Source organism: Agromyces humi (assembly GCF_009720255.1).
In the GTDB taxonomy this organism is placed as follows: domain Bacteria; phylum Actinomycetota; class Actinomycetes; order Actinomycetales; family Microbacteriaceae; genus Agromyces; species Agromyces humi.
Genome location: NZ_WJSP02000572.1, coordinates 1 through 1,762 on the forward strand (window position 1 = coordinate 1; position 1,762 = coordinate 1,762).

1 pseudogene is annotated in these 1,762 nt (G+C 72.6%); it reads left to right on the forward strand.

Annotated elements, in window-relative coordinates:
• Positions 1-149: 149 nt before the first annotated feature.
• A pseudogene (locus GH736_RS22400) lies at positions 150-1,762 on the forward strand (hypothetical protein); the annotation flags it as partial.

The window sequence follows — 1,762 nt, forward strand, 5'->3', positions numbered from 1 at the left end:
CGGAACCCGCCGCTTCGGTCGCGCGCGAGCACGCGCCGAGGATGCCCTTCTCGGCGATGTGCGCGAGCCCCCTGTCGATGACCGCGGTGAACTCGCGGATGCAGGGCGAGATCACGGTGCGCGAGGACGACCACGCGATGATCCAGCCGATGTACCAGGCCAAGCTCGTGCAGGGAGAGCGGCATGGCGTCGGCACGCGACGCCTCGCCGCCGAGATCTCCTACCACTGGCTCGGGGCCAACGACGCCGCGCGCGCGTTCCCGGCGACCATCCAGGCCATGCGCGAGGCGCGTGCGGCGGCGGCGTACGCCACGGCGGCGCAGCTCGGCGAGCGGGCCCTCGGCCTCTGGGACGTCGTGCCGAACCCCGAGGAAGCCGCGGGCATGGGCAAGCTCGAGCTCATGGGCCGCACCGCCTCGCACCTGCGCAACGCCGGTGAGGGAGAGCGCGGCCTCGCGCTCGTCAAGGCGGCCCTCGCCGAGTGCCCGCCCGGCGACCGCCAGTATCCGCGGCTCCTGCGCGACAAGGCGCTCTACCTGGCCAACGTCGGCCGACCCGGTTCCATCCCCGTGCTCGAAGAGGCGCTCGCGGCCCTCGGCGACTCCGGTCCGAGCGACCTCCGCGCCACCGTGCTCACGGCGCTGTCGGGCCGGCTCATGATCGACGGCAGGCTCGACGACGCCGTCGAGATGGCCGAACGCGCCCTCGACGTCGCCACGCAGATCGACTCAAACCGCTACCGGTCGATCGCCACCAACATCGTGGGCATCAGTCGTGCGGCGCGCGGCGAGGTCGACGAGGGCATCGCGCTGCTCGAGAGTTCCCGGGAGCTCGCCGCGGGCGACGGCGGTGCGCTCCTCCGGTACTGGGTCAACGCCTCCGACCTGCACTACCTCATCGGCAATCACGCCGAGGCGGTGCGGCTCGCGGAGGAGGGCCTCGCCCGTGCCCGCGAAGACGGCATCGAGCGCAGCACGGGCGTGCTGCTCGCCGGCAATGCGGTCGATCCGCTCTTCGCGCTCGGCGAATGGGACCGCGCCGAGGAGCTCATCGATCGCGCGCTGGCCCTCGACCCGCCGACGCCGTTCACGGCCTACCTCCTGCGTGCCCGCATCTGGGCATGGCTCTGGCGCGGCGACACCGCGGGCGCCACCGCGCTCTACCGAAGCGCCCGCTCCTCGATGATCCCGGTCATGGAGGTCGAGATGCAGACGCGACTCGGCGTCGGCCGGCTCGCGGCCGAACTGGCGCTCGCCAACGACGACCTCGCCGGCGCATGGCGGGAGTCGCGGGCGCTCCTCCAAGAGGAGCACCTGCCCTTGCCCGGCTACGCGCTGCCCTTCCTCTGGGTCGCGGCGCGCACGGTCGCCGCCATTCGAACGCGGCCGCACGCGGTGAGCGAGGCGATCGCCGCCGAAGCGATCGACGCCGTGCCCGAGTTGCGCGCACTGCTCAGCCGCCTCGTGTACTGGCCGAACAGCCCCGTCTGGACGGCCCTGTTCGAGGCCGAGCTCGCCGAGGCATCCGAGGGCGCGGGCGCCGGGACCACGAACGGCGTCTCGGCTGGGATGCCGAAGTCGTCCTGGAAGTGGTACCCCGGGGCCAGGATCGAGGCAGCGAACGCAGCCTCGATTTGTCGTTCTGGCGGTCGTCGCCGTCCAGATCGTGTTCCTGGTTCTCGGGTACGCGTTCGTCCTCGTCGGTCTCGCGTTCGCGGGGACGGCGACGAGATGTGCGTGGCGGCGGATGCTGCCGCGGCGCG